The 26,156-nt window shown below is 64.6% G+C and carries 25 protein-coding genes; 14 read left to right on the plus strand and 11 right to left on the minus strand.

Annotated elements, in window-relative coordinates; translation table 11 throughout:
- Positions 1-12: 12 nt before the first annotated feature.
- From OPIT5_25615 to OPIT5_25660, 10 genes are all read left to right on the plus strand, one after another.
- Positions 13-549: a hypothetical protein gene (locus tag OPIT5_25615; GenBank protein ID AHF93087.1), complete on the plus strand. Its 537-nt coding sequence runs from the start codon at positions 13-15 to the stop codon at positions 547-549.
- 113 nt (positions 550-662) lie between these two features.
- On the plus strand, positions 663-1,298 hold the full coding sequence (locus tag OPIT5_25620) for a hypothetical protein (protein ID AHF93088.1): 636 nt from the start codon (positions 663-665) through the stop codon (positions 1,296-1,298).
- An 81-nt stretch (positions 1,299-1,379) separates the two neighbouring features.
- Positions 1,380-1,826, plus strand: coding sequence for a hypothetical protein (locus OPIT5_25625; GenBank protein ID AHF93089.1), 447 nt, complete (start codon positions 1,380-1,382; stop codon positions 1,824-1,826).
- 186 nt (positions 1,827-2,012) lie between these two features.
- Positions 2,013-2,798: an N-terminal cleavage protein gene (locus OPIT5_25630; protein ID AHF93090.1), complete on the plus strand. Its 786-nt coding sequence runs from the start codon at positions 2,013-2,015 to the stop codon at positions 2,796-2,798.
- Positions 2,799-2,874: 76 nt separating this feature from the next.
- Positions 2,875-3,639, plus strand: coding sequence for a glycosyltransferase family 1 (locus OPIT5_25635; protein AHF93091.1), 765 nt, complete (start codon positions 2,875-2,877; stop codon positions 3,637-3,639).
- An 87-nt stretch (positions 3,640-3,726) separates the two neighbouring features.
- Positions 3,727-4,581 (plus strand): surface-anchored protein domain-containing, encoded by an 855-nt coding sequence (locus OPIT5_25640; GenBank protein ID AHF93092.1) that lies wholly within the window; start codon positions 3,727-3,729, stop codon positions 4,579-4,581.
- Positions 4,582-4,792: 211 nt separating this feature from the next.
- Complete coding sequence (locus tag OPIT5_25645) at positions 4,793-5,227, plus strand: hypothetical protein (protein AHF93093.1); 435 nt, start codon at positions 4,793-4,795, stop codon at positions 5,225-5,227.
- A gap of 242 nt (positions 5,228-5,469) precedes the next feature.
- Positions 5,470-6,231, plus strand: a complete 762-nt coding sequence (locus tag OPIT5_25650; protein ID AHF93094.1) for an anchor protein — start codon at positions 5,470-5,472, stop codon at positions 6,229-6,231.
- 44 nt (positions 6,232-6,275) lie between these two features.
- Positions 6,276-7,046 (plus strand): anchor protein, encoded by a 771-nt coding sequence (locus tag OPIT5_25655; GenBank protein ID AHF93095.1) that lies wholly within the window; start codon positions 6,276-6,278, stop codon positions 7,044-7,046.
- Positions 7,043-7,777, plus strand: a complete 735-nt coding sequence (locus OPIT5_25660) for an N-terminal cleavage protein (protein ID AHF93096.1) — start codon at positions 7,043-7,045, stop codon at positions 7,775-7,777. Before OPIT5_25655 ends, OPIT5_25660 begins: the two co-directional genes overlap by 4 nt.
- A 104-nt stretch (positions 7,778-7,881) precedes the next feature.
- On the opposite strand, the gene OPIT5_25665 is transcribed toward OPIT5_25660, so the two are convergent.
- From OPIT5_25665 to OPIT5_25715, 10 genes are all read right to left on the minus strand, one after another.
- A complete protein-coding gene (locus OPIT5_25665) occupies positions 7,882-8,748 on the minus strand; it encodes a hypothetical protein (GenBank protein ID AHF93097.1) in 867 nt (288 codons plus the stop codon).
- A 10-nt stretch (positions 8,749-8,758) separates the two neighbouring features.
- Complete coding sequence (locus tag OPIT5_25670) at positions 8,759-9,727, minus strand: hypothetical protein (GenBank protein ID AHF93098.1); 969 nt, start codon at positions 9,725-9,727, stop codon at positions 8,759-8,761.
- Positions 9,724-11,196: a hypothetical protein gene (locus OPIT5_25675; protein ID AHF93099.1), complete on the minus strand. Its 1,473-nt coding sequence runs from the start codon at positions 11,194-11,196 to the stop codon at positions 9,724-9,726. Before OPIT5_25675 ends, OPIT5_25670 begins: the two co-directional genes overlap by 4 nt.
- A gap of 201 nt (positions 11,197-11,397) precedes the next feature.
- Positions 11,398-12,420: an ABC transporter ATP-binding protein gene (locus tag OPIT5_25680; protein AHF93100.1), complete on the minus strand. Its 1,023-nt coding sequence runs from the start codon at positions 12,418-12,420 to the stop codon at positions 11,398-11,400.
- Between the two features lie 306 nt (positions 12,421-12,726).
- On the minus strand, positions 12,727-14,610 hold the full coding sequence (locus OPIT5_25690) for a hypothetical protein (GenBank protein AHF93101.1): 1,884 nt from the start codon (positions 14,608-14,610) through the stop codon (positions 12,727-12,729).
- Positions 14,611-14,622: 12 nt separating this feature from the next.
- Positions 14,623-15,636, minus strand: a complete 1,014-nt coding sequence (locus OPIT5_25695; protein AHF93102.1) for an ATPase AAA — start codon at positions 15,634-15,636, stop codon at positions 14,623-14,625.
- Between the two features lie 87 nt (positions 15,637-15,723).
- Positions 15,724-17,055, minus strand: coding sequence for a hypothetical protein (locus tag OPIT5_25700; protein AHF93103.1), 1,332 nt, complete (start codon positions 17,053-17,055; stop codon positions 15,724-15,726).
- A 76-nt stretch (positions 17,056-17,131) separates the two neighbouring features.
- Entirely contained in the window at positions 17,132-18,235 is a 1,104-nt protein-coding gene (locus OPIT5_25705; GenBank protein AHF93104.1) for a GTP-binding protein YchF, read from the minus strand.
- A 54-nt stretch (positions 18,236-18,289) separates the two neighbouring features.
- A complete protein-coding gene (locus OPIT5_25710; GenBank protein ID AHF93105.1) occupies positions 18,290-18,919 on the minus strand; it encodes an FmdB family transcriptional regulator in 630 nt (209 codons plus the stop codon).
- A 60-nt stretch (positions 18,920-18,979) separates the two neighbouring features.
- The gene (locus tag OPIT5_25715; protein ID AHF93106.1) at positions 18,980-19,636 is read right to left on the minus strand and encodes a membrane protein; all 657 of its coding nucleotides are present in this window, start codon (positions 19,634-19,636) and stop codon (positions 18,980-18,982) included.
- A 323-nt stretch (positions 19,637-19,959) separates the two neighbouring features.
- Here OPIT5_25715 and OPIT5_25720 point away from each other — a divergent pair, with 323 nt between their 5' ends.
- Complete coding sequence (locus OPIT5_25720) at positions 19,960-20,400, plus strand: hypothetical protein (protein AHF93107.1); 441 nt, start codon at positions 19,960-19,962, stop codon at positions 20,398-20,400.
- A gap of 305 nt (positions 20,401-20,705) precedes the next feature.
- Here OPIT5_25720 and OPIT5_25725 read toward each other — a convergent pair whose 3' ends face one another.
- On the minus strand, positions 20,706-22,049 hold the full coding sequence (locus OPIT5_25725; protein ID AHF93108.1) for a glutamate dehydrogenase: 1,344 nt from the start codon (positions 22,047-22,049) through the stop codon (positions 20,706-20,708).
- 474 nt (positions 22,050-22,523) lie between these two features.
- Here OPIT5_25725 and OPIT5_25730 point away from each other — a divergent pair, with 474 nt between their 5' ends.
- From OPIT5_25730 to OPIT5_25740, 3 genes are all read left to right on the plus strand, one after another.
- Complete coding sequence (locus OPIT5_25730; protein ID AHF93109.1) at positions 22,524-23,195, plus strand: histidine kinase; 672 nt, start codon at positions 22,524-22,526, stop codon at positions 23,193-23,195.
- A 149-nt stretch (positions 23,196-23,344) separates the two neighbouring features.
- Positions 23,345-24,952, plus strand: coding sequence for a histidine kinase (locus tag OPIT5_25735; GenBank protein ID AHF93110.1), 1,608 nt, complete (start codon positions 23,345-23,347; stop codon positions 24,950-24,952).
- A 264-nt stretch (positions 24,953-25,216) separates the two neighbouring features.
- Positions 25,217-26,155, plus strand: a complete 939-nt coding sequence (locus tag OPIT5_25740; protein AHF93111.1) for a dihydrodipicolinate synthase — start codon at positions 25,217-25,219, stop codon at positions 26,153-26,155.
- Position 26,156 lies beyond the last annotated feature (1 nt).

Here is a 26,156-nt window from a genome sequence, read left to right on the forward strand (position 1 = left end):
AAACAAAAACATATGAAAACATCCATCCGCACTTCCTTCCATGCGCTCGCGGCCGCCGGCGTGCTCGCCTTCGCCGCCGGTTGCCACCGGCACGATGACCATGCCGGTCACAATCACGCCGCCGAATCCGGCGGCCATCACCACGAGCACAAGCCCCCCCACGGCGGCACGCCCGTCGTCCTCGGCGACGAAGCGTTTCACCTCGAACTCGTCCGCGACGTCGAGGCCGGCAGGCTCCAGCTCTACGTCATGGACGGGGAACTGGAAAACTTCATCCGCATCCCCGCCGCCTCGATCAACCTGACGGCAACCGTCAACGGCGAGCCGCAGACGCTTGTCTTCCGGCCCGTGGCGAACGAGGCCACCGGCGAGACAGTCGGCGACACATCGCTTTTCGAGGCGGAGGCCGACTGGATCAAGACCACCGCCGACTTCGACGCCACCCTGGAGACGATCACCGTCAAGGGCGCAGCCTTCAATGACGTGAAGTTCAACTTCCCGAAAGGCAACGACCACGACGAAGACGGCGATCACGACCACAAACACTGAACCCTGCGGCGGGGGTGCCGCCCTGAATCGACAACGCTCATTCGAGACCAATTCCCGCCTTCCTTTTGACTGAAGTTTGTCGACAGCTACATTTCCATGAGTCCCGATATTCCATGAAAGCCGCCGACCAGAAAATCGCCCGCAAGGCCGCCCACCGCAACAAACTGATCAAGCGCCTGCTGATGTGGACGGCGGTGGCCGTGCCGTTCATCGCGCTCGCCGCCTTGCTCGATCCGCAGCGCGAGGACCGCGCCGCGCGCGACGCTGCCGCCCAACAGGAACTCGCCGCGCGCCAGGCCGTCCTCGAACAGGTGCCCGAATCGAAGCGCAGCCTCTGGGGCGGCCACGACGGCGACGTCGTCGACCTGAGTTTTTCGAAACTCGAGTTCGAGGTCCCGCCCGAAGCGGCCCGCCCGAAGGAGGGCCAGCCGAACCACGACAGCTACACGCCCGAGCGGATCAAGTCGTACAACGGCCGCACCGTGCGGCTGCGCGGCTACATGCTCCCCGTGAAGATGGAGGAAGGCAAAGTGCGCGAATGCCTGCTCATGGCGGGACAGATGACATGCTGCTACGGCGCCTCGCCCAATTTCTGGGAGTTCGTTTCCGTGAGGATGGCCGACAAACCCGTCCCGAGCCTGATGGACGTGCCACTTGTCTTCGAAGGCACGCTCAAGGTCGGCGACGTTTACGACAACGGTTACTGGACCCAGTTTTATTCCATGGATGCCACCTCCGTCAGCCGGTGAGCAAAAATATCACCCATTTGTCACCCGGCCCCACTTGACGACTTTGCTAGCATCGCACCCGATTAACGCCATCACGCGCCCATGAATTTTCACCGTCACCCGCTTTGCCGCCAGACTCCGCGCCTGTTGCGCGTGGCCGCGTGGGCGGGTGTCGCCCTGATGGTCATGCTGGTGGTGGGAGCGGCGAACCCGCAATTCCATGCGTGGTTCCATGCCGCGGAGCATGCCGTCCAGGCAGATCCGGCACACCCGCACACGCATGGCCATGCGCACCACCGTACGGCGATCCCCTTCAATTTCCCTGCCCTGCCCGTCGGCACTGCCGACGACGCGCCTGCCGTCCCCGACGATGACGACGGCTGCGTGATTACCGTTTTCGCTCATGGCATTGTGAGCCTGAGCGCGGCCCTCGTCCTGCTCGCCGGGGTCGATGTCCTCAAGCCCGCCCACCGGATCGCCCGCGACTGGATCACTCCCGCCGCGCCACGCTACGCCTGGCTGCGAACACACGCCCCTCCGGCTGCCTGAACGTCAGGACACTCCCTGTCTCCCGGTATCCGTAACCGGATGACAATCCCGGCCGGCATGCGGACAGGGTTCACCCGGTCATGCCCGCATAATATCCCTCTCGATCCCGATTCAAGACACGTGAAGGGGTGTTTGCGGCTGCAACGATCGCACGCAGCTACAGAAAACTTTCAGGCAAATTTCATCATGATCATCCTTGCCGGAGCGTATCCGCATCCGGAATCCGTTGTCCGTCGGCAATCGTCTTTCCGCGTTTCGCCGAACGGGTTTACTCTCGTCGAGCTCCTCGCAGTCATTGCGATCATTGGCGTTCTCGCGGGAATCACCATTCCTGTCGTCAGTTCGGTCCGCACCACGGCCAGGCAGGCCAGGTGCATCTCCAATCTGAGACAAATCGGAGTGGCGATTACCGGCTATTGCCATGATCACAACGGCTCGTTTCCGAACACGGCTCACAGCGGAGAAACGGCCAATTCGTGGATACATAAACTGTCTCCCTGGTTTGGATCGTCGGAAAACGGTACGGTTTCCGACGAGGTCTGCATCTGTCCGCTCGATCCCAACAGGGAGAAGCGGTTGCACAATGAATACGGCCAGAAACTTTCCAGCTACCTGCTCAATGACCGGCTGGACAGCGGTGTCTATTACGACCCTTTCGGGCGTCTGACAGCGCCTCCGCCTAGCCTTCACCGGTTGTCCGCTCCAACGCGAACCCACACGGTGTTCGTTGCCCGGGACGAACTGGATTTCAGCGCGAGCAACGACCACACGCACGCCGCGGAATGGGGAGGCAACTGGAGCAAGGTTCTGGACGACATCGCGCCCGACCGTTTTCGCAGCGGATCAAGAAACACCGACCGCACCAACGGTCGTTCTCCCTATCTCTTCGCGGACGGCCACGTGACCGTGATCCCGGCCGCGGATTTCAAAAAACGGATCGATTCCGGGGAAAACCCCGCCGATCCGCCCTGACGCAACCGGCCCCCCCCCGGAGCCGGCAATCAGTCCATCAATAAAAACGTATTTAATAGTTAGATACAAAAATATCATGTTCAGCAACCTGCAACGCGCGGCCCTTGCCGCCCTGCTTCCGGCGGCGCTCTTCACTGCCGCCCACGCCCAAACGATCATCGAGGACGGGCACATCGACCTCGTCCCCGGTTACGACGCCGCATCCGGCACCTGGAGCTTCACTTCCGAATATAGCGGAGGTTCCCAGACTCCCGGCGGTGGCTATCTGCACCACAACGTCGCCGACGTCATCTACTTCGTCTCCGACAATTCGGAGAGTACGCAGGGTGGCGGGAAAATCACCTCGCCCGGCGGATTCCTCGGCACCCAAGCCGGTGATCCCCTCTGGATCATTCCCCAGGTCCAGGATTTCGGAGTGCCATGGCTTGGCACCGGTGGCTACGATGCCTCGGGCTTCGACTTCACGATCAACTTCGTCGATTTCCGCGGCCCGGAGGACGGTATGCTGGCTCTTTGGACCACCGGCTCCTTCGGAGCCCCGACATGGCTGGTCAGCAGCGACACCGGCATCCAGCCCGCTCCCAACAGCCTCACCGTGGCGACCACCACCCACACCCACTACAACTGGGGATTTACCCGGCCGGGTCTTTACGAGGTCGATGTCACCCTGAGCGCTCTCATCGGGGGCGTTCAGCAAACCAGCGAGGTATTCACCCTCAAGCTGGCAATCAGCGAGCGGCCTGCCGTCGTTCCCGAGCCCGCCACGGTCGCCACCTTGGTTGGCGGTGTGTCTCTCCTGCTCGCATTTTCCACACGTCGGCGATTCCGGCACGGCGCGTAACCTGCGCCCTCTTTGTCCAACCGATTCGGCCATCCTGTCGCAGGCCGCGCGCCGTGCGGCCTGCCTCCCCCTTCTCCTTTTCAATCAATGCAAAATCCAAAGTCATTCCGGCGCCTTTCCCTGCTGTCGGCTTTCCTTCTCTCCCTGTTTCTCCCGGCTGTCACGCCGGCAACCGCGCAGACCATGATCATCACGGAGGGCCATATCGATCTCAACATCGGTTATGACATCTCCACGGGCGAATGGGGCCTGTATTCGCAATACCGGGCACCTGATGATTCCTACGCAACCGACACGCCGGTCGGAGAGGTCACCTACAAGATTTCGGAGGCCGGTCGCTTCGATGGCGTGGGGGGATTTTACTCCTGGCTGGGATCGCCGGGCTCGGACATCTGGGTCATCCCGCAAAACCAGATCAGCGGCGTGCCCTGGGTCGGCTTCGGCGGCTATGGCTACGGCGGCGTCGAGGGGGGCCTCACGGATGACTTCAGCCTTTTCGATCCGATTCCCTCGATCCATCCCACCCTGCCGGCGGTTCTTGTCAGCTTCGTCGGAATCGAAGGCCCGGAAGGCGCCGATTTTGCCCTCTGGCAAACCAACGCGACGGGAGGGCTGGTGGGCGGCGCTCCCGTTTTCAGCAGCGTGGCGGGTACCGGCGCTCCCGACTCGCTGGTAATCACCCGCGGGCAGCACACGCACTACAACTGGGGATTCAGCGAGGAAGGCATCTACACCGTGCTCCTTCAACTCGGCGCCACGATTGACGGCGTGCTCACGCAGAGCGACATCTTCACGGTTACGTTCCATGTCGGGAATGTCGTCCCCGAGCCCGCCTCCTGGGCGGCCATTGCCGGCGCGCTTCTGCTGTCCGGAACCATGATCGGTCGACTCCAGGCTTCACTCTGGATGCGTATCCGGGAAACAATCAGGAGCATCTCCTGACGCGTCTTCATGAACGCTGTATCCGCGATCGTGTCACCGCATAAGCGTGCGACCCGCCAATAACAGAAGGGAACGGCCGATACGGCCGTTGCTGCAACCGGCTACATTTTTTTTGAAATCATTCTGGTCCATCGCAAAAAAGTCACCCTTTTGTCACTCCTCCCCCTTGACGAGTCTGCCAGCTTGGTACCCAAGTAAAGCTCCTCTATCCATGAGCCGTCGCTACCACACGCTCCGTCACCAGTCTGCGCGCCTTCAGCGCGTGGGCGCATGGCTGGGCGTTGCCCTGATGCTCATGCTGGTGTTGGGCGCGGCGAACCCGCAGTTCCACGCCTGGTTCCATGCCGCGAAACATACCGTCCAGGCAGATCCGGGGCACCCACAGACACATGGCCACGCGCACCACCGTACGGCGATCCCCGTCAATTCCCCTGCCCTGCCCGGTGGCACGCCTTCCGTTCCCGACGATGACGACGGCTGCGTGATCACCATTTTCTCTCACGGCATCGTGAGCCTGAGCACGGCCCTCGCCCTGCTCGCCGAGATCGATGTCATCAAGCCTGCGCACCGGATCGCCGGCGACCGGATTGCCCCCATCGCACCGCGCTATACCTGGTTGCGGACACACGCTCCGCCCGCAGTCTGAGCGGGCTTTCCCCAAACGCGCCTTCACGGGCTTTTTGCATGGTCTCCATTCCGGACCCGTTCCGGCTGGCGTGACCATTGGCATGCCGCGTCCGCGCCTGACACCGTCAGGAAGCAACGTGCCATCATGGCCTCTCCCCCGGGAACGAGATGCCGGATGCATGCCCATTTGCCTGCCCTTATCCGGCCGGTCACCCGGGAAAAAATCATCCATCAGTCATCCATCAGAATAACTGCATTTTTATGAAAACAGACTTCGTCTCAAAACTCACCACACTCTCGTTTGTCCTTTCGCTGCTCGCTTTCGGAACTCCGCAACTCCGCGCCCAATCCGTCTACACCGGAGAACACGGCGATCTCGGAATCGAATACACACCCGGCGAAACGGAGTTCGAGCCGCACTGGCATCTGCACGAAGGGGCCATCGTGGATGGCTCCGCCCTGACCGAAGAGGGCGAGTATGCACCTAGCGATCTCGTCGCGCAAACCTCGTCCACGAGCACCGCCACTTCGACCATTGCGTCCTGGCTCGGAATATCGACTGGTGCCACTCTCTGGACACTCGGCACGGAGATTCATCAGCCGGAACTCGGTTTCGGCACGGAAGAACTCACGGACAGCGAGTGGCTCGATTCGACCATCACGATCAGCCTGAGCGGATGGGCGTTGGGCAATCCGGGAGATGTCATTCTCGTCGATGCCGGTAACACACTCCGGTTCTCGACGGTCGCCGGCTCGTCCGTCACCAATGACTGGGCCTTCGATCTCGCAGCCGGGCACGCCCATCTCGCGTGGTATTTTACCAATCCCGGCGATTACCAGCTTATCTTCACCTGGTCCGGGACCTACATCGGTGAAGATGGCACCGCGTCCATTCCCGTCACCGGCACCGGCACATTCGGCTTCTCTGTTGTGCCCGAACCCGGCACCTGGGCGCTGATCGCCGGAGCCGGCCTCGGCCTGTTTGCGATCGTCCACCGCCGCCGCGCCTTGCGGCAGGCATGAACCCGTCGTCAATCCGGTCTGTTCATTTTTTCGGAGCATCCGTAATGAAAACAAAACTACCGGCTGCCATCGCGGCAGCGTTGGCCTGCGCGTTCGCCGCAGTACAACTTTCGGCGCAAGCCATCTATTACACCGCCGGTCACGGCGATCTCGGGGTTTCGTATCATCCGGGAGACACGACCTTCGGAATCCACTGGGGGCTTGATGCGGGAGCGACCGTCGATGGCGCCACGCTCACCACGCATACCGAATATGCAGAAAACGAGGTCATCGCGTGGACCACAGCCACGACCCCGCTTCCCTCGTCTTCGGAAACCTGGCTCGGTGTCGCCTCCGGTCCGGTCTGGCGCCTGGGGAGTGGCGCTTACCCACCTGACCTCGGCTTCAACGCCTCCGGAGCAGGCGACCCGGAACTCTGGTTCGATACCACGCTCGCCATTACGTTGACCGGCTGGAATACTCCGGAAGGTGGCGAAGTCGCTCTTCGATCCGGAGCCAGTTCGACTGCCTCGACGCTCTTCTCCACCTATGATCCGGCGAGCACGCTGGACAACAATACCTGGGCGTTCGATATGAGCGTCGGTCACATCCACCTCGTCTGGTATTTCTCCGTCGCCGGCACCTACGAACTGACCTTCAACTGGGCCGGGACGTACCTTGGCGGCGATACGCCACAGGAGGTCACCGGCACCGGAACGTTCACGTTTATCGCCGGCGACCTCCCTCCCGCGATCCCCGAGTCTGCGACCTGGGCGGCGATGTCGGGTATCGCCGTTCTCGGCCTCGTCGCCTGGCGGCGTCGCCATCGTTCATGAGTGCCTTGCGCACGCACGTGAACACAACTCACCGGCTCCATCAGCGTGGATTCACGCTGGTGGAGCTATTGGTGGTCATTGCCATCCTTGGCGTGCTTGCGGGGATTCTCATACCTGCTGTCGCTGGCGTGCGAATGGTGGCGAAGCGGATCAAATGCGCTTCCAACATGCGCCAGATCGGCACTGCGCTGATCATGTATGCCGGCGATCACAGGGGGATGTTGCCCCAGTCCACTCACAGCGACGGGATCAACATCCAGAATGCCTGGATATTCACACTCGCACCCTACCTGAGCGACGTGGACGAGGTTCGTGTGTGCCCCGCTGACAATGAAAAACGTCAGGAAATAATCCGTTCCACCAAAGGCTACACCAGCTATCTGCTCAACAATCTGGTCTTCGACCCCGGGGATGAGGGCAAACCGTACAACAACATCGAGCGAATCCCCATCCCGTCGCGTACCATGATCCTGTTTTCGGCATCCGACGACTATTCGATCGGCAAAGGCAGCGATCATACGCATGCCGATGGCTGGACCAACTGGTATTCGGTTTGTTCGGACATCGAACCCAACCGTCATCGTTTGGGCCCGCGTGGCGGCAATGCGATGGAGCGCCTCAACGGTTCGGCAAATTATCTCCATGCCGATGCGCACGTAAAAAACATCAAGGCCGCCGACCTGAAAAAAATCGTCGATTCTGGCATCAACCCGGCCGCCGTGCCCGAGTGAAGGACCGTTGCCTCCCGTAGTTGCGAACGCATTATCGTCATCGGGGGCGCGGCGGACGGTGCGGGATGTCCGAAACGCGAACTCGCCCGGTATGACCAAGGAAATCAGGAGAACTCGCCCAGCGCGACCAGGGAAATCAGGAAGACAACAAGCTGCGCCGCCGAAACTCCATAGGCCCCGCAAAACCCCGTCACCAAAACCATCGCGAACGCTATTCCGAGGCCTGCCAGGACAACCGGGCGCCGTTGCGGCTCCTGGCGGCCGATCCACATCATGGCGAGACGCAGGAAAATCAACGTCACCAGCGTGGCGTCCAGACACGCCAGCACCATCCAGAACCAGCCGCCGATATTGCCGGTTCCGGCCATTCCGATCGAAAAAAAAGCAATCGCAACACCGACAAGGAGCGGCTGCCCGAACATGAAAAAAGCGATCACAAGGACAATCCGGGCCACCCGCGACAATCCGGACATCCACATCGTCACCGCCGCCAGCAAACCTGCCCCGAAGACGAGACAGACGAGTAGCATCAGATCCCGGACAACATCCACACCTCCGAAGAAGTACCGGATTACCAGATACGGGAGCAGCGATACGATGATGAGGATCGCCATGGCCATCGATGCCTGCCACTTGCCGCACACGATCTCCCACGGCGTCATCCCTCCGGTGAGCAGCAACTCGGAATTTTTTGTCTTCAACTCCTGCTGAAAGCCGCTTCCCGACAACACCAGCATCAGCCCGCCTCCCATGCCCAGCCAGAAAACGGTCGTGGCCGCTTCCGCTGACCCTGTGGCCAGCGCGTACATGAACCCGACGCACATCCCGGCGTGAAACAGCACCATCGCCGCAGTAAACGCCCGTCCGCGCAGACCCGCCCGCAGCTCTTTGACCACCATCGGCGGCAGCCAGTCGGGAAAATCCCGGCGGATCGCATTGGCGGCGACATCACTCCGGGTTTCCCTGTCCATGGTCGCCCCCTCACCCCGCCACCAGCAGCTCCACCACACCCTGCGTCAGCGGCTCGCGCGCGAGCACGTCCGCCAGCGCCGCTTCGCAGCCCACGCGGGCGAACGCCACCCCGCGCCGGCGGCAGGCGTCTTCCCACAGGCCGAAGTGCCGCGCATACGCGGCGCGGTAACGGGTTGCCAGCGCGTCGTCGATTCGCTGACGACGCCGCTCGCCGGTCTCGCAATCGACCAGCTCCATATTGCCCCGGCCCGGCGGCTCCGCTTCCTCCGCCAGCGCCGGCGCGAGAATCAACGGCACCCCGCCGCCCGCCGCCATCGCCGAGACCAGCGGCAAGGGATCGGACGGATACAGCAAATCCGAAACCAGCACCTTCAACGCCGACGGACGCCACGGCAGCGCACCGGGGCCGGAGGGCCGGATATCCACGGAGCCCGAGCGGAAAGCCGGACTGCCGGGCTTCGTTTCTTCCTGCTTTCCGGTCTTCCGGCTCTCCGGCCCTCCGCTGTCGCGCCAGCGGCCGGCGCGGGCCAGTTCCACCGGCACGGTGCGGACTCTGCGGCCGTTTACCGTGTGCATCCGCACCGGCGCTCCCGCCAGCGCCGCGCTCTCCACGCAAAACGCCACCAGCGCATCCACCCGCGCGGCCTTGGCCGGCGTCAGGCGCATCGATTCCGATTCGTCCACCACCAGATCCACCAGCGGCGACACCTCGGCGCGGTAGAGTTTCATCGAAAGTTGCCCCGTGCGCGCATACGCCGCCCAGTGAATGTAGCGCGGATCGTCCCCCGGCTGGTAGGCGCGGTGATCCTGAAAGTCGATCGAGCTGCCAATCCCCGCGCCGAGCCAGTTGCCCTGCAACCCGCGCCATGCCCGTCGTCCGAAGGGCAACCGGTAGCGCCGCGCCGCCTGCAAGCCCTCGCGGTGTCCATCGCGTCCGCGTCCGGCATCGCCGGGAAGAGTGCGGGCCGTGGGGCTCATGTTTCATTCTCCGCCACACCGGCCGCCCGCACCGCGCGCCAGTAACGGCGCGAACGCCACACCACCGCCGCGACCAGCAGGCAGAGCACGATGATCTGCGCCACCCGGGGACCCTCCCAGCTGCTCCAGGATTTGCCGTCGGCCAGCGTCAGCCAGAAGCTCGCTCCCGGGAGGGCCAGCGCAACCGATTCCAGCACCGCCTCCAGCGAACGGTTGCCTTGCAATATCCAGTTTGCCCCGGAGATCGCGGCGAAGAATCCGATGACGCCCTGCACCAGCAGATAAACCACCATCGCCGCCGCGCGCGGCAGCGGCACAAACGACATCAGCAGCACCGGAAACACCAGGCCGCACCATCCGAGCACCGCCAGCCAGAACGGATAGAACCAGACAAAAGGGGTGGTCTCTCGCGTCACCGCGCTCACGACGAGCATCATCCCCGCGATCAGCGCCAGCCCGATGGCGGCAAAACACACGCCGCTGGGCCAGCCCGGCAGCGCGAACACACCGGCCGCCTTGCCGAAAAATCCCCGTCGCCACCAGGGCCGCACGTGCGCCGGCATCGGCAGGCGCATGTCGCTCAACTCCACCAGACACACGACGGCAAACGTCCATACGCCGACGCCGAGCTGCAGCACCGCCTGGTGTTCATTGGCGAAGGCAAACAGCGGCGTCCCCGCGACCGTCAACAGGCCGATGCCGCGCACGCGCCCCGATGTGCTCAGCGAGGGCGGGGCAAACCAGCGCATCGCCAGCAACAGCAGCAACCACACGAGCAGGCCGCCATTGAACACCACTTGCGCGGTCGTCCACCATGCCGAGTCCGCCAGGGACGATCTCCCGGCAAACGACATCACGTTCATGAAGGTGATCACGAGGATGATCGCGCCCGGGATCACCAGCCCGCGCAGCAATTTCGGCAGCCCCGCCAGGCACAGGCTTGCCGCCGTCAGCACGCCGCAACTCCCGTAGAGGATCGCGATCAGCACGAGATCGGAGACGATGTCGACCGCGCCGAAAAAGTATCGCACCACCGCATACGGCAGCATCGACACCGTGAGCAACGCCGCCTGCGCCATCAGCGACACCCATTTGCCCGAAACGATGCGCCACGGCGTCAGCCGCGTGAGGATCAGCAGGTCGATGGTGCGCGCGTCCAGTTCCTCGCGCAGGCTTGCCATGCCGCGCAGCGGCGTGATGCCGAGAAGCAGGCAGCAGAGCACCGTCCAGAAAATCCCGCTGCCGCTGCGCATCGCAAGCCGGTCGCCCATCGCCCCGGCGTTGAGCGACCAGATGAAGAGCAGCACCAGCGCGACCTGGAACACCACCAGCGTGGTGACAAACCCGCGCGTGCGCAGCCCCTGCCGCAGCTCCTTGACGAGCATCGGCGGCAGCCAGCCGGGGAAATCGGTGCGCTCCGGAGGAGGCGGGGGCAGCGATGCGGCGAGTGTGGAGGAAGAGTCACTCATGAATTTTCGATTCTCGATTCCCGATTTGGCAGACTGTCGCTTCGCTCGAAACGATTGAGGGAGCGACTGTGCCCATCGAAGTGGCACGGCCATCCTGGCCGTGGACGGCGCGAAGCGCCGCCGGTTTGTTTCCGGTTGCTGCGGAGAGGCAACGCACACGGGCAAGGATGCCCGTGCCACGTCCTGATATCGCTGCCATCTTCATCGCCCGCCTCCTTCCCGCAGCATATCCACGAAGGCTTCCTCCAGCCGCCGCTCGTGCCGGCGAAACTCCACCACGGGCAGGTCGGCGCACAGTTGCCGCAGCTCCGCCGCGATCGCGCCGCCGGTCGTGCCGTTTTCGGCCACCGGAGCGGCGAACTCCGCGCGCACCCCGTCGCGCCGCGTTTCGGCGAGTCGCCAGCCGGGGCGCACCTGCAACCATTGCGTCAGCGCCTCCACCCCGTCCGCGCCGCCATGCACGGAGATGTCCCAGGCGGTATTCACCGGGGCGGCTCCGCCACCGGCATTTCCTCCGCCGGGGAGCGGCGGCGGCGCGCCCCGGTTGAGCAGGCTGTCCTTGTCGCCGTGGTGCACCACGCGGCCGCCGTCCATGAAGATCAGCGTGTCGCACATCTCGCCCAGTTCGGAGAGAATGTGCGAACTGATGAGCAGCGTCTTGCCGCGGTCGCGCAGGATGCGCACGAGGTTCTTGAACTCCAGCCGCGCCTTCGGATCGAGTCCGGCCGCCGGTTCGTCGAGGATGAGAAACTCCGGATCGCTCAACAGCGTGCGCCCGAGGCAGAGCCGCTGCATCTGGCCCTTGGAGAGTTTGTTCGAGAGCCGGTCGGCGAGCGGCGTGAGGTCCGTGAAATCCATGATCTCCGTCACCCGTTTCACGAGATCGTGTCCGCGCAGGCCCTGGGCGCGCGCGAAAAAGTCGAGGTAACCCCACACGGTGGTGTCCGGATACGGCGTGAAATGATCCGGCATCCAGCCGAGGCGCGAGCGCACCCGGGCGGGCTGGTTGATGACATCGATGCCGGCGATCCGCACCCCGCCGTGATCGGGCAGATCCAGCGAGGCGAGGATGCGCATGGTGGTCGTCTTGCCCGCGCCGTTGGCGCCGATCAGGCCCACGACTTCACCGCGCCCGAGCGTGAAGGACACGCCATTGACCGCGCGCACCGCCCCGAAGTGGCGGTACAGGTTGCGGACTTCAACAAGAGGAGTGGACGCCGTCATTTTTCAGGGAGGTTCTGAAAATTCATTTTTGAACAGAAGGAAACAAAGGAAACGAAGGTAAAAACAAAGAAGGCTCCGAATAATAATACCAAAGCCTTCGGATTTTTACACCAAGGCCGCAAAGAGCGCAAAGGATTGCCAGTTGCCTTCTTCGCGTCCTTTGCGGCCTTGGTGTAAAATCAAAAACATTCGGGACGCTAGTATAAGTCATTTATTTTAAAAAAGTTAAACAGGAACGAAGGGCAAGCATCCTCCGTTGTTCTTCGTTCTCTTCGTTGCCTTCTGTTCAATTTCCGGAAGTCCCCTTCAGTTTTTCAGCGGTTCGGGTTTTTCAATTTTTCCGGTATAGATCACGTCGTCGCTCTGCCAGCGGATCGAGTCGAGCGTCGGCACCGGGGCGAAATCGCTCGCGCCGCCGATGGCCGTGAATTCGCCTCGCTTCAGGTTGCTGTCACCGCGCGCCGGTGCGCGCTGCAGGCTGATCCGCTGGCCCGGCGGCAACTCGGCCGCGAGCCAGAGCTGCTCCCTGTCATCACGGTAGCGAAAATCGCGCAAGGTGACGGGCACGGTCGATTGCACCACCGGCGCCCCGCCGGAACCGGCGGTATCGACCTGCTCGATACGCGCACGGGTCGGCACGACGGTCGTCAGCGTGTGGCGCAGGTCGGAACGGCTCGCAAACCAGTCGCCGCCGCCGCGCCCGCCCGTCCGCCGAAACGAGAGCGCGGTGATGGAGTCGACCACATCACCCGAGCCGGCGGATTCGCGGATCATCGCCACGTCATCGGCCAGCGGAAAATCGCCGCCCGCCAGCACGCCGGTGCGCGCGAACTGTTCCTGGTAGACCGTCGCCCGGTGGACGCCGGGCAGGAGTCGCACCAGCGCGCGGCGCGCGCCGTGGCCGCCGAAACCGTCGCGCACCACGATGAAAACCGAAAGCAGCAACGCCGCCGCCAGCGAGATGAGCGGCACGGTGAGAAACAGCCGCTGGCGTTTCCCCGCCGGCGCGAACACCCAGAGGTTGACCGGCCCGACGACGACGCCGAAAGCGAGGAGCACGAGCGAAAGCCAGCCGCCTTGGAGAGGCCGCTCCAGGCGATACGCGGCGCTCGTGTCTTCCAGACCGTTCGCGCTCCAGAGATCGGGCGGCGGCGCGACGGTGGAGCGCTTGACGAGTTCGAGCCCTTTCGCGGTGTCGGTGGCGAAAGGCGCGCCGGGATGCCGGATGTGGCCGAGCCCGACCGGTTCATCGTCCGGAGCGACGGGGCGAGCGGAGGCGTCGTTTTTTTCAGGATACACGAGGAGCTGTCCGCCGAGGGCGGCCCATTCGCGCAGGGCGGCGCGGCGGGCGGCATCGAGCGCGTCGTGTTCGCGTTTCGTCAAGAGGACGCAGTCGAAGGCCGAGAACACGCGCCAGTCCGCCGGCCAGGTGGCGGCGTTGACGGGTTCGAGGTAAAAATCGTCGCCTGCCGTCGCCCGTGCCGCGCCGACCTCGCGCTCGAGCGCGGGCGATACGGCGACCTTCGGCGCGGAGTTGCTGTTGTGGGTGGCCAGCGATTCCTCCTGCCGGCCGGACTGGATGCCGATGCCGCGCACGGTCACCGTTGCCTGCACGCGGCTGTACCGGTTGTGGAGCGAAACCAGGCCGCTGCCAACGTACACGACCTGCGCGCGCACGCCGTGCGCGGGCACCTCGAGAGCGACCTGCGAGAGGGTGGCGTGGCGGTAATCGTATTGCGCGGCGAGATCGAATTCGAAGCGGCGGGGTTTGCCGGAGCGGTTTTCGATGTTGATTTCGACCGGCACAAAACCGCGTCCGTCCCACTCGCTGATCGGCGCGCGCAGCGAGACGGCGGCGAGGGCGTTGTCCTGCATGGATACATTGCGGGTGACATCGGCGCGGGCGGCGAAAGGCGTGGCGAAGGCGACAAGCGCGAGGACGAAAAAAGCGAGCTGCGTGAAGTGCCGGAGACAGGATGTGGCGCGGGCGCGGCGGTCTCCAGACCGCTGGATGACGCGTAGCGTCGCACGGTTCGCACGGTTCGGAGGCGAGGCGCGTTGCGCCTCGTCGCAGCGGCAGGTACCGAGGCCGAAGGCCGACAGCTTGCCATGCCGCCGCTCCCACGGCGGGCGGGACACCCGCGCCACATTGCCGGACAGGCAGCGGGAGGGATTTTTCGGTTGAGGCATGGCGCGGCGGTGTCAGCGGATCTTGGCGGCGGCGAGGGAATCGGGCAGCGGCTTCGGCTGCACCGGGATTTCGGTGAGGAGTTTTTCGACCACGCCGGCGCTGGTCGCGCCGTCGAGCCGTGCCGAGTGGTCGAGCAGGATGCGGTGTCCGAGCACCGGGAGCGCCACGGCCTGCACATCCTCGAAACTGGCGTGGCCGCGGCCCTGGCGGAGTCCGCGGGCCTTGGCGGCGGCGGCGAGCCCGAGGGCCGCGCGCGGGCTGGCGCCGTAGCGGACGCCGGCCGAAGCGGCGGACTCGCCGGGATGCGAGGCGTTGACGAGCCGGGCGATGTAGTCGGCCACGACTTCGGGCACGTGCACGCGGCGGGCGAGTGCGACGAGGCCGGCGAACTCCGCGGCGTCGAGCGCCGGGGCGACGTCGGGCTCGATGCCCATTTCGCGGTTGAGCACGATGCGTTGAAGCACGGCCGGCGGATTGCGCTTCACGTCGATCTTGAAGAGAAAGCGGTCGAGCTGCGCCTCGGGCAACGGGTAGGTGCCTTCGAGTTCGATGGGGTTTTGCGTGGCGAGGACGAAAAACGGATCGGGCAGCCCGTGCGTCTCGCAGCCGGCGGTGACACGGCGCTCCTGCATGGCTTCGAGCAGGGCGGACTGGGTTTTGGGGGAGGCGCGGTTGATCTCGTCGGCCAGCAGGATGTTGGCGAAAATGGGGCCGCGCTGGAAAACGAAGCGCCGCTGGCCGTCCACCTCCTGGAGAATCGGGTTGCCGGTGATGTCGCCGGGGAGCAGGTCGGGCGTGAACTGCACGCGGCGGGCTTCGAGGCCGAGCGCGCGGGCGAGGCCCTTGACAAGCTCCGTCTTGCCGAGGCCGGGCAGGCCTTCGAGGAGAATGTGGCCGCGAGCGAGCACGCCCGTGACCACCAGCTCGATCAGCGGCCGCTGGCCGAAGAGCACGCCGTCGAGCGTGGTCAGCAGTTTTTCGAGAGCGGCGGTGGCGGAGGAGAGTTCGGCAGGCGTGAGTGTCATGAGAAAGTGGTGACAGCGGGCGGGGGCGGGGGGGGGGATGGGAGTTATGGGAGAGATGGGAGTTATGAGACTTATAGAAGACTTCGCTTATTTGAAAAACTCTGCGAGCGCGGCGCGTTCGGCGGGCGTGAGCGTGTCGATCCAGACCACGTCGCCGCCGGCGGCGGGACCGGCGACGGCGCCGGCCGACGTAGGGCCGGCCGCCCTGGCGGGATCGACGGCGTGCTCGCCGGTTTCCACGCCGAGCCGGTCGCCGAGCGCGGCGCGTTCCATGTCGGTGTTTTTTACCGTTTCCATCCGGCCGGGACCGGCGGCGCTTTCGTCGTAGCTGAAGGACAGCGGCACCTCGCCCGGGCCGCGGGAAACATCGCCCGTTCCCGAACCTTGCGCGGAGACGAGCAGCAGCAGCGCGTCGCCCTCCTTGTCGCCTTCCCCGCCGCCGGGGTTCATGCACACACCGCACACCTTGTCGCCCGCCTCGGCGAGACGTTTGCGGAGCCTGGCGAGTTCCTCGGGCGTGAGCTGGCGGATTTTTGAGAGATCGAGCGAGGCGAGCTGGCCGAGCAGTTCGGCGTTGGGGGTGAGCGCGCCTTCCCGGAGACCGCGGAGCGCGGTGTCGAGCCGGGATTCGGCGGCGGCCAGTTGCGCGGAGTCGAGCGGGGCCAGCGCGTTTTGTTCGAAGGGCGCCAGCGCGGCGGCAAAATTTTCCAGATCGCGTCCGAAGGAGCCGATCGCCTCGGCGGTCTGCTCGCGGAGCGTGTCGGCGGCTTCGAGCGCGGAGTGCGAATACTGCCGGTCGGGCGAACGCCGGGCGAGTTCGCGCGCGCGTTCGGCGAGCTCCTCGACGGCTTTCGGCTCGGCCACGTCGAGTTTGGCGAGTTCCTCCAGCCATGCCTCGGTCCGGGCGAGCGCGGGCGGTTTTTCAGGCGTGAAACGCACACCGGAATCCGGAGCGGGCACGGGCAGCCAGAGTCCGGCGGCAAGCAGGGCGAACGCCGCCGCGCCCCAGCCGAAGCGGGCCGGCGAGCGCCAGCGGACACAGGCCGGCACGGCGCGCGGCGCGGGCCAGGCGGCCATGCCGGCGGCGGCGGCGCTGAGCGTGGAATCAAGCTGAAGCCGGTACTCGAGCAGGGCGCGGGCGTCGCCGCGCCGGAAAAAGTTGCCCGCCTGCCGCGCACGCCATCCGGCAAACCCCGCCGCGGCCAGCAACCCGGCGGCGAGGCCGAGCCACAGCCACGACAACGGTTGCCCGAGCCGGCGAAGGGCGAAGGCGGCGAGCGCGGCGGCAGTGGCGACGCCGAAGGCGAGCGGGGCAAACCGGTCGAACCAGGCCACAAGGTTGATCCGCACCGCCAGTCGCAGGGCAGCTCTTTCCCAGAACGAGCGGGCGCGAGAGGCTGCGGCGGGAGGGGAGCTCATGAGGATCAGGCTGGTGCTTCCCGCGCCGGGCGCAAGCCCGGGGAATGGCGAGCGGCCCGTCCGCAAACAGCCGCGCTCAGTTGTTGAACCGGAACAGGGCCACGTCGCCGTCCTGGAACACGTACTCCTTGCCCTCGAGGCGGTACTTGCCGGCTTCGCGGGCGGCGGCGGTGCTGCCGAGGCGCACGAGGTCATCGTATGAAACCACCTCGGCCTTGATGAATCCCTTCTCGAAATCCGAGTGGATGACGCCCGCCGCCTGCGGGGCCTTCCAGCCCTTCCTGATCGTCCAGGCGCGCACCTCCTTTTCGCCCGCCGTGAAATAGGTTTGCAGGCCGAGCAACGCGTAGGTGGCGCGGATCAGCGACGACACGCCGGAGTCGTCCACACCGAGATCTTTCAGAAAATCCTTCGCCTCTTCCGGGCTCAGCTCGATCAGCTCGGCCTCGATGCGCGCGCTGATCGGCACATAGGCGGCGTCGTGGTGCTCCTTCACGAACGCAGCCACCTTTTGCACAAACGGGTTTTGCTCCGCCGTGGCGAGGTCGCCCTCGGCGACGTTGCACGCATAGAGCACCGGCTTGGCGCTGAGGAGCTGGAAAAGTTTCAGCAGCTTCGCCTCCTCCTCGTTCGTTTCGAGGATATTGGCCGGTTTGTTCTGGTCGAGGTGCGGGATGAGGCGTTCGCAGAGGGCGGCTTCGGCCTGGGCTTCCTTGTCACCGCTCTTCGCCTTTTTCTGCGTTTTTTCGAGGCGCTTCTGGACGGAATCCAGATCGGCGAGCACGAGCTCGGTGGTGATGACCTCGATGTCGCGCACCGGATCGATCGAGCCCATGGTGTGGATGATGTCGCTGTCCTCGAAGCAGCGGACGACCTGCACGATGGCGTCGACCTCGCGGATGTTGGCGAGGAACTGGTTGCCGAGACCTTCGCCCTTGCTCGCGCCTTTGACGAGGCCGGCGATGTCCACCATCTCGATGGCCGCAGGAATTACGACCTGGGTTTTGGCGATTTTCTGGAGAACATAAGCGCGGTCGTCGGGTACGGTGACGACGCCGACATTGGGGTCGATCGTACAAAACGGATAATTGGCCGCCTCCGCCTTGCGGGAGCGGGTGAGCGCGTTGAAGAGGGTGGACTTGCCGACGTTGGGCAGACCGACGATGCCAGCTTTTAACATAAGCCGCGAAACTTCGCAGGCCCTGCGAACAGGATCAAGGACGGAACGGAGCGCTCACTCGTAATCGTAAAGCCCCGGATCGCGCCGCGGAGCAAGGGTCCGCGGCCGGCGGGCCGGTCGCGGGGCCTTCGGTTTTCCATCCCTGTCCACCGGCGCGGACCCGGCGGCTGCGTTTTCCGGCGCCAAGCCGCCTTCGTCATCGTCGCCATATCCGCCACCCGCGGCGTCCTCGCCGCCGGCATCCCCGAACTGCTCCTCCAGCGATTCGGGGTCCTGGCCCTCTTCGAGCTTGCGGACGACTTCCTCCATCTCGCCGTCGATTTTTTCGCCCGTCAGCTCCGCCATCCGGCGCATCATGCGGCCCATGGCGCGCGGATCGTTTTCGTCGACATGCGAAAACTCGCGTTCCATTGCCTGCATGGCTGCATCCATGCGGGCGTCGTTGGACGACACCGGTCCGTTCCCCTCGCCTCCCGTCCCGCCCGCGGTGTTGCCATCGGCGTTTTCCGGCCCGCGCTCCCCGGCGGCGGAGCCGGATGCGACGGCGAAACGCGAGACGATCTTTTCCATACGCCAGGCCGGATTGGCCGGGCACTTCGGCACGGTCTGCCCCTGCGCGAGCGTCTTCGCGTAGAACTGGTAGACCGTGTGATTATCGGGACAGTAATACTCGTAGATCGGCATGATGGAATCGGCTGAAACCTGGAGAGAACGGGGCAAACCGCAACGGTATCCGCGCCCCGCTCAGTCGGCCGCCGGATCCTGTTTCGCCCGTGCGCGTGCTTTCCGCCGCGACCGCAGCCACAGCAGGAACGCCGCCAGCACGACCACGGCGAGGATGATCGTGCCCCACAGGGTGAACGAATGGGTGCGCTTCAGGGCGCGGTGCAGCTCCTCGATGTCATTGTGAAAATGCGCCCACAGCCAGTGGCCGAGCCAGACGAAAACCGGCACGCTGATGAGCGCCGCGAGTCCGTCGAGCGCGAGGAATTTCAGGTACCGCACCTTCACCGAGCCCGCCGTGAAAAAGATCGGCATCCGCAATCCCGGCAAAAAGCGCCCGACGAACAGCACCCACGAACCGTAGCGCTCGAAGAGCTGTTCCACCTTCGCCAGCTTGGCGGGAGAGAGAATGCGCTGCGACCACTTCGTCGCCAGCAACCGCATGCCGAGGTACTTCCCGCCGAGGAAAATCATCGAATCCCCGCCGACCACGCCGATGTACATGAAGAGCGTGGTCGCCCACCATGGCCGCCCGTCCATCTCGCCGAGGATGCCCGCCGTCACCAGCACGATATCCTCCGGCAGCGGCAACCCGAGCCCGCACAGCAACAGAACGATAAAGGGTCCCCAAAGCGAAAGGGAGGTGCCTTGGAAATGATCCAGAAGGGTTTCTAGCATGGGAAGGAGACGGGAAGCTGGTGACGACGCGCGCGAATATGGTGAATCCTGCACGCTTGAGGGTGGCGCATGGCGCTGCAACCCCCTTCGGTAAAAATCACGCAACGTCCGTCGCCGCGGGGAATCATCTGCAAAAAAAGAAATGCCGACGGATGTTACGCACTCCGACGTGGCCACACGCGTCCTTGCGGGTGGGACGACGCGAGGCGTCCCTTCCTGCCGCTACGGCACAACTGCGTAACATCGGATGACAGGAACAGGTTCCGGTTATCCGTATATCTGCGTGCTGGAAATGAAGCCGGGAAAGTGCATCGTTTTCGTTTATGAAATCCTTGCTCCCTCTGTTTCTGGCTGTGTTGCTGGCCGGTTGCGCCAGCAAGACCACCGGGCTGCCCGCCCCGGACTCTCCCGTCGGTTATGGCTGGACGCTCGCCTCCATCGGCGGCGATCCCGTGACGCTGCCCGCCGACAACGCCCGGCCGCTCCGGCTGCAATTCGGCGCCGACGGCCTGAGCGCCACCGGCTACTCGGGGCTCAACGGATTTCTCGGCCGCACGAACTTCGACGGCAACAAGCTGAAATTCGGTCCGCTTGCCATGACGCGGCGCGGCGGTCCCGCCGAACTGATGCAACTGGAAAACCGCTACACCGCCGCGCTGACCTCCGTCACCGCCTGGGCGATCCGGGACCGGCAACTTGTTCTCTCCGCGGGCGACACGCCGGTGCTCGTTTTCGAAATGGAGCCGCCGCGCGTGCAGCAGTAGGCCGATCCCGAAACGGAAGCCGTGGCGAACTGCCTGCGAACCTGGTAACTGTATAGCGACTACGGCGTTTGACGGAGCGGCGGCATTCCTGCCGCTGCTGACGACGCAACGCGTCGCCGGTTCGGACGGCGAGGCACCGGGCGAGGCGCTGACGCGCCTCGTCGCAGCGGCAGGAATGCCGCCGCTCCGTCGCTCAACGGATACCGGACTCACGTTCGCGGCTACGCAAAAAAGCGCCGTCCTCGCGGACGGCGCCTTGCCACAAATACAGGAGAAAACCGGCGAGTGAACCGGGGGGACGTCGATCAGACGATGCCCTGCGCGAGCATCGCGTCGGCCACCTTGACGAAGCCGCCGATGTTGGCGCCGTTGACGTAATTCACAAAACCGTCCTGCTCCGTACCGTGCTCCACGCAGACGTGGTGGATGTTCTGCATGATCGCGTGCAGGCGGTCGTCGACCTCGCCGCGCGACCACGAGAGGCGCATCGCATTCTGGCTCATCTCGAGACCGCTGGTGGCCACGCCGCCGGCGTTGGCCGCCTTGCCCGGTCCATAGAGAATCCGGTTCCCGACGAACACGTCCACGGCCTCGAGCGTCGAGGGCATGTTGGCGCCTTCGGCGACGCACTTGCAGCCGTTCCTGACGAGCACCTTCGCATCCTCGCCGTCGACCTCGTTCTGCGTGGCGCAGGGCAGCGCGATGTCGCAGGCGATGTGCCACGGGCGCTTGTCGGCGTGGTACGGAAGCTTGAAGTGCTGCGCGAACGCCTCGATGCGGCCGCGGCGGTTGTTCTTCAGGTCCATCGCCCACTTGAGCTGCTCGTCGGTCATGCCGGCGGGGATCTCGACCGTGCCGTTGGAATCGGAGAACGACACGACCTTGCCGCCGAATTCGATGACCTTCTCGGCCGCATACTGGGCCACGTTGCCCGAACCGGAGACCGCCACGCGCTTGCCCTCGAAGCCGAGTCGGGCGCGCTGCATCATCTCCTGCGCAAAGTACACGCAGCCGTAGCCGGTCGCCTCGGGCCGGATCAGGCTGCCGCCGAAGGCGAGACCCTTGCCGGTGAGGACGGACGTGAACTGGTTGGTCAGCCGCTTGTACTGGCCGAACATGTAGCCGACCTCGCGGCCGCCCACGCCGATGTCTCCGGCCGGCACGTCCACATCCGCGCCGATATGGCGGCACAGCTCGGTCATGAACGACTGGCAGAAGCGCATGATTTCGTTCTCGCTCTTGCCCTTCGGGTCGAAGTCGGAGCCGCCCTTGCCGCCGCCCATCGGGAGCGTGGTCAGCGAGTTTTTGAAAACCTGCTCGAAAGCGAGAAACTTCAGGATGCCGAGATTGACGGACGGGTGGAAACGGATGCCGCCTTTGTAGGGGCCGATCGCGCTGCTCATCTGCACGCGGAAACCGCGGTTGACGTGGACGACGCCGGTGTCGTCCACCCAGGGCACGCGGAACATGATGACGCGTTCGGGCTCGACGAGACGGTCGAGGATGCCGGCCTTGGCGTATTTCGGGTGATGCTTCAGGAAGGGCCAGAGGCTGCGGAAGAACTCTTCCACCGCCTGGTGAAACTCCGGCTGCACAGGGTCCCGCTGGCGAATGCGAGCGAGAAAGGAATCAAGGGATTGATCGGACATGGAACTGAAAAGGTTGAAGGATTGAAACGGGTTTTGACGAGAACGACTTGCGGGCCCCGATCATGAAAAATCATCGGCGCCTTGTGCGCCGGGCTGGCCGGGGCGGAAGCGGCGGTACGGGCGGCGCAGCGGGGATGCGGGCGCACCGGTTGGCAGGAGCAGGAGGCGGTTTGGCCTTGGTCAACGGGTTTCGTTCTTCGTGTGGTTTCACTTTGTTTTTGCCCCGGGCCGGGATACAAGCCCAGGGAAATGACATCCTGGCAATTTTCGGTCTCGCCTGGAAGTCCGGTAAAACCCTGATTCTGTCCCGGTATTTCGCCAATGGGTAACAAAAAACTTGCGATTGCCGTCATTCCCCCGGCTCCTTCATTCTTTTAAACAATTTAATGCTCACGTACCACCGGCCGTTCCCGTCCATCACCGGGCATGGCTGCCTGCCGTCTCTCCGCCACTCAAGGAAATCAAATCGCCTGCATGCAACCCATCTCCGTTCTCATCGTTGACGACCACCAGCTGATGCTCGAGGGGATCGCATCTCTTCTCCTGTCGACTCCGGATATCCGGCTTGTCGCCCGGGCCCAGAATGCCCGTGACGCCCTCGAGCTGATCAAGACCCACCGGCCGGACGTCGTCGTGGCCGACCTCAGCATGCCCGGCGTATCGGGGCTGGATCTCATCCAGCAGATCAAGGGCCTCGGTCTCCCGAGCCGCGTCGTCATGCTGACGATGCACCGCACGCGCCTCACGGTGCACGAAGCGTTCTCGGTCGGCGCCGAGGCGTTTGTGCTCAAGAGCGATGCGTTCGAGGATCTCATCGACATCATCCGCCGCGTGCATGCCGGAGAGAGCAAGCTCACGAGCAAGGGCCTGCCGCCTTTCGAGGCCTCCATCGCCTCCACGCTTTCACCCCGGGAAAAGGACGTGCTCGAAGGCATCGCCGCCGGCCTCAGCAACAAGGAGATCAGCCGCCGGCTCGCCATCAGCTCCAAGACGGTGGAAACCCACCGCAGCCGCATCATGCAAAAGCTCAACGTCACCAAGGCGACCGAACTGGTGCGCGAAGCCATGCGCGCCGGCCTCGGCAATTTCGACACCACCCCGCCCTTCACCGTGAATCCGCCGCCCGACGAGCAGAAGCGAGGATAGCGGCTCCGGGGCCGCGTTCCCTCCCGCCGCCGTCGGCGGTTGCCATTCCGGCCCATGCGGCGCTTTTCCCGGGTCTGACCGGAGTTTTTTCCTTTCCGCACCGGTCCGATGCCGTCCACCAGACCGGGAATCGCCCATCCGTCTTTCCCATGCCAACCCGAGGTCTTCGCCCTCCTGCGCCGCTCCTTTCCTCAACCGGATACCTGCCTGCCGTGCTCGTGGTCGCGGCGGCCTCCTTCGCCGCCACGTTTGCCGGACTCTGGCTGGGCCACACGATCCAGGGCTGGAACAATTCGCTCGGATGGGAAGACCTTTTCTGGCCCGAAACCGGCTGCTCCCTCGCGCTGGTCGTTCTCTTCGGCTACCGTCACCTGCCCTCGGTGTGGCTCGGCTGCACGCTCGCCATCGCCTGTTTCTATCCACTTTCGCTGCCCTGGCTGCTCGGCGCCCTCTACGCCGTCCAGGCAGGGCTCACCCGCCTGATCATCCGGCGGATCCACCCCAACCCGCGGCTCCGGCCCAATATCCGCTCCTACGTGGTGCTCATCGGCGTCGGAGGCGTGCTCGTGACCCTGCCCTTCTCGTTCCTCGGCACGAGCCTCCTGTACGGGTTTCCCTTCGCCGATCCCGCCCTCTGGCACAAGGTCCTCATCTGGTGGATCGGCGAAGTGAGCAGCGTGATCGTCTTCACGCCGCTCGTGCTCATGCCCTTTGCGATCGATGCGCGTTCCGACCGGCGGCGCCTCCCCGAATTCCTCGTCTATGCCGGTGCCCTGATCGTCGGCGCCTGGTTCGTGTTCAAGACCGACCTGCACAGCGATCCGGCCATCCCCGGCCTGTTCCTGATGTTTTCCGCCAGCATCATGATCGCCCTGCGCAACGGCGTGGCCCTGAGCATCGTGGCCAACGCCCTCTTTTACTTCGTCTCCGTCGCCGCGCAGATCGACTGGGCGCGCGACCTCTCCGCCTCGCCGGCCGACAACCAGCTCGTTTTCGCCCATTGCCTGATGATCGACGTGATCGCCACCGGCCTCATCACCGCCGCCGGCCTCTTCGATCACCGCCGGGCCGAGAACGAGTTGCGCGGTGTTTCCACCCGCGTGCTCAACGCCCAGGAAGCCGAGCGCCGCCGCCTCTCGCGCGACCTCCACGACAGCGTCTGCCAGACCGTCCAGGCCGTGGTCATCCGGATGAAACTCCTCGCCCGCGAGGCCGGCAAGGGCGGTGCCACCGGCGGCTGCGTGCCCGCCGACAGCCTCAACCCCCTGACGCGTGAACTCGACGAGGCGCTCGACGAGCTGCGGCAAAACATCACCGGCCTGCGGCCCGAGACGCTCGACCGCAGCGATTTCACGGGCATCGTCCGCGACCACTGCGAAGAATTTGCCCGCCGGCACCGGGTCAATGTCGAGCTGATCGGGGACGAAGACCTGCCCGTGCTGCCGATCCCGGTGCGCGAACATCTTTTCCGCGTGCTCCAGGAATCGCTGGCCAATGCCGTGACACATGGCGGCGCGAAAAACATCTACGTGCAGATGCAGGGCAAGGAGGAGCGACTTGTGTTTACCGTCCAGGACGACGGACTCGGTTTCGACAATTCGACGCTCCGCGTAGCCCGCCCCCGTTACGGCCTGCGCACGATGCAGGAACGGGCCTTCCTGATGGGCGGCATGTTCTCCATCGAATCCCGCCCCGGCCACGGCGCGCTCGTCACCGTGGACATCCCCGCCAGCGGCCAGGCGACGGAAGACACGTAATACCAAAGCCCCAAAGCCTTCGGATTTTTACACCAAGGCCGCAAAGAGCGCAAAGGATTGCCAATTACCTTCTTCGCGTCCTTTGCGGCCTTGGTGTAAAATCAAAAACATTCGGGACGCTGGTATAAGCCCCCTCCCCCCTCCGGCCGGAGCGAAAATCCGCAGACGCGCGCCGCCGGCATTCCCGAAACGGCCAGTAGCGGCCCTGTTTTCGCACAATCGTTATTGCAATCAGCTAAAACGTCATTTCAACATCGATACTCCATGACAACCTCCGCTGCCCGTTCTCCTTTCCCCGCCCGTCTTCGCGGCATTGTTCCGCCGATGGTCACGCCGCTTTCCGGTCCCGACACGCTCGACGTTCCCGGTCTCGAACGGCTCGTCGAACACATCCTCGGAGGCGGCGTCCACGGGCTGTTTCTCCTCGGCACCACCGGCGAGGCGCCCAGCCTCGGCTACCGCCTCCGTCGCGAACTCATTGTCCGCGCCTGCCGCCAGGTGCGCGACCGCGTGCCCGTGCTCGTCGGCATCACCGACACCTCGTTCACCGAATCGCTCGCGCTCGCCCGCCATGCGGCCGAGGCCGGGGCAACCGCTCTTGTTCTCTCCGCTCCCTATTATCACCCGGCCGGGCAGCCGGAACTCGCCGCCTACATCGAACACCTCGCCCGCGAACTGCCGCTCCCTGTTTTTCTCTACAACATGCCGGCGATGACCAAGACGGTGTTTGCGCCCGAGACCCTGCGCCGCGCGCTCGACCTCCCCAACGTCATCGGCCTCAAGGACAGCGGCGGCGATCTCGCCTTCTACGAACAGGCACTTGCCATCGCCCGCCAGCGCCCCGACTGGTCTGTCCTCATCGGACCCGAGGCGCTGCTCCTGAAAAGCCTCGCGCTCGGCGGAGACGGCGGCGTCGCCGGTGGCGCCAACCTCTTCCCTCGCCTGTTCGTCGGGCTCTTCAACGCCTTCGAGGCGAATGACACCGCCGCGTGTGCAAGACTCCAGACGCAGATCGAGACGCTCGACCGGCTCTACCGCATCGGGAAACACGCCTCGTCGATCATCAAGGGCCTCAAGTGCGCGCTCGCCTTGCGCGGCATCTGCGACGATGCCATGGCCGAGCCCTTCGCCCGCTTCGACCCGCCCGAACGCGCGCAGGTCGAGGCGCTGCTCGCCGATGACCTGCGCGACTTTCCCGCCTGAA

The organism is Opitutaceae bacterium TAV5 (assembly GCA_000242935.3).
Taxonomy (GTDB): Bacteria; Verrucomicrobiota; Verrucomicrobiia; order Opitutales; family Opitutaceae; genus Geminisphaera.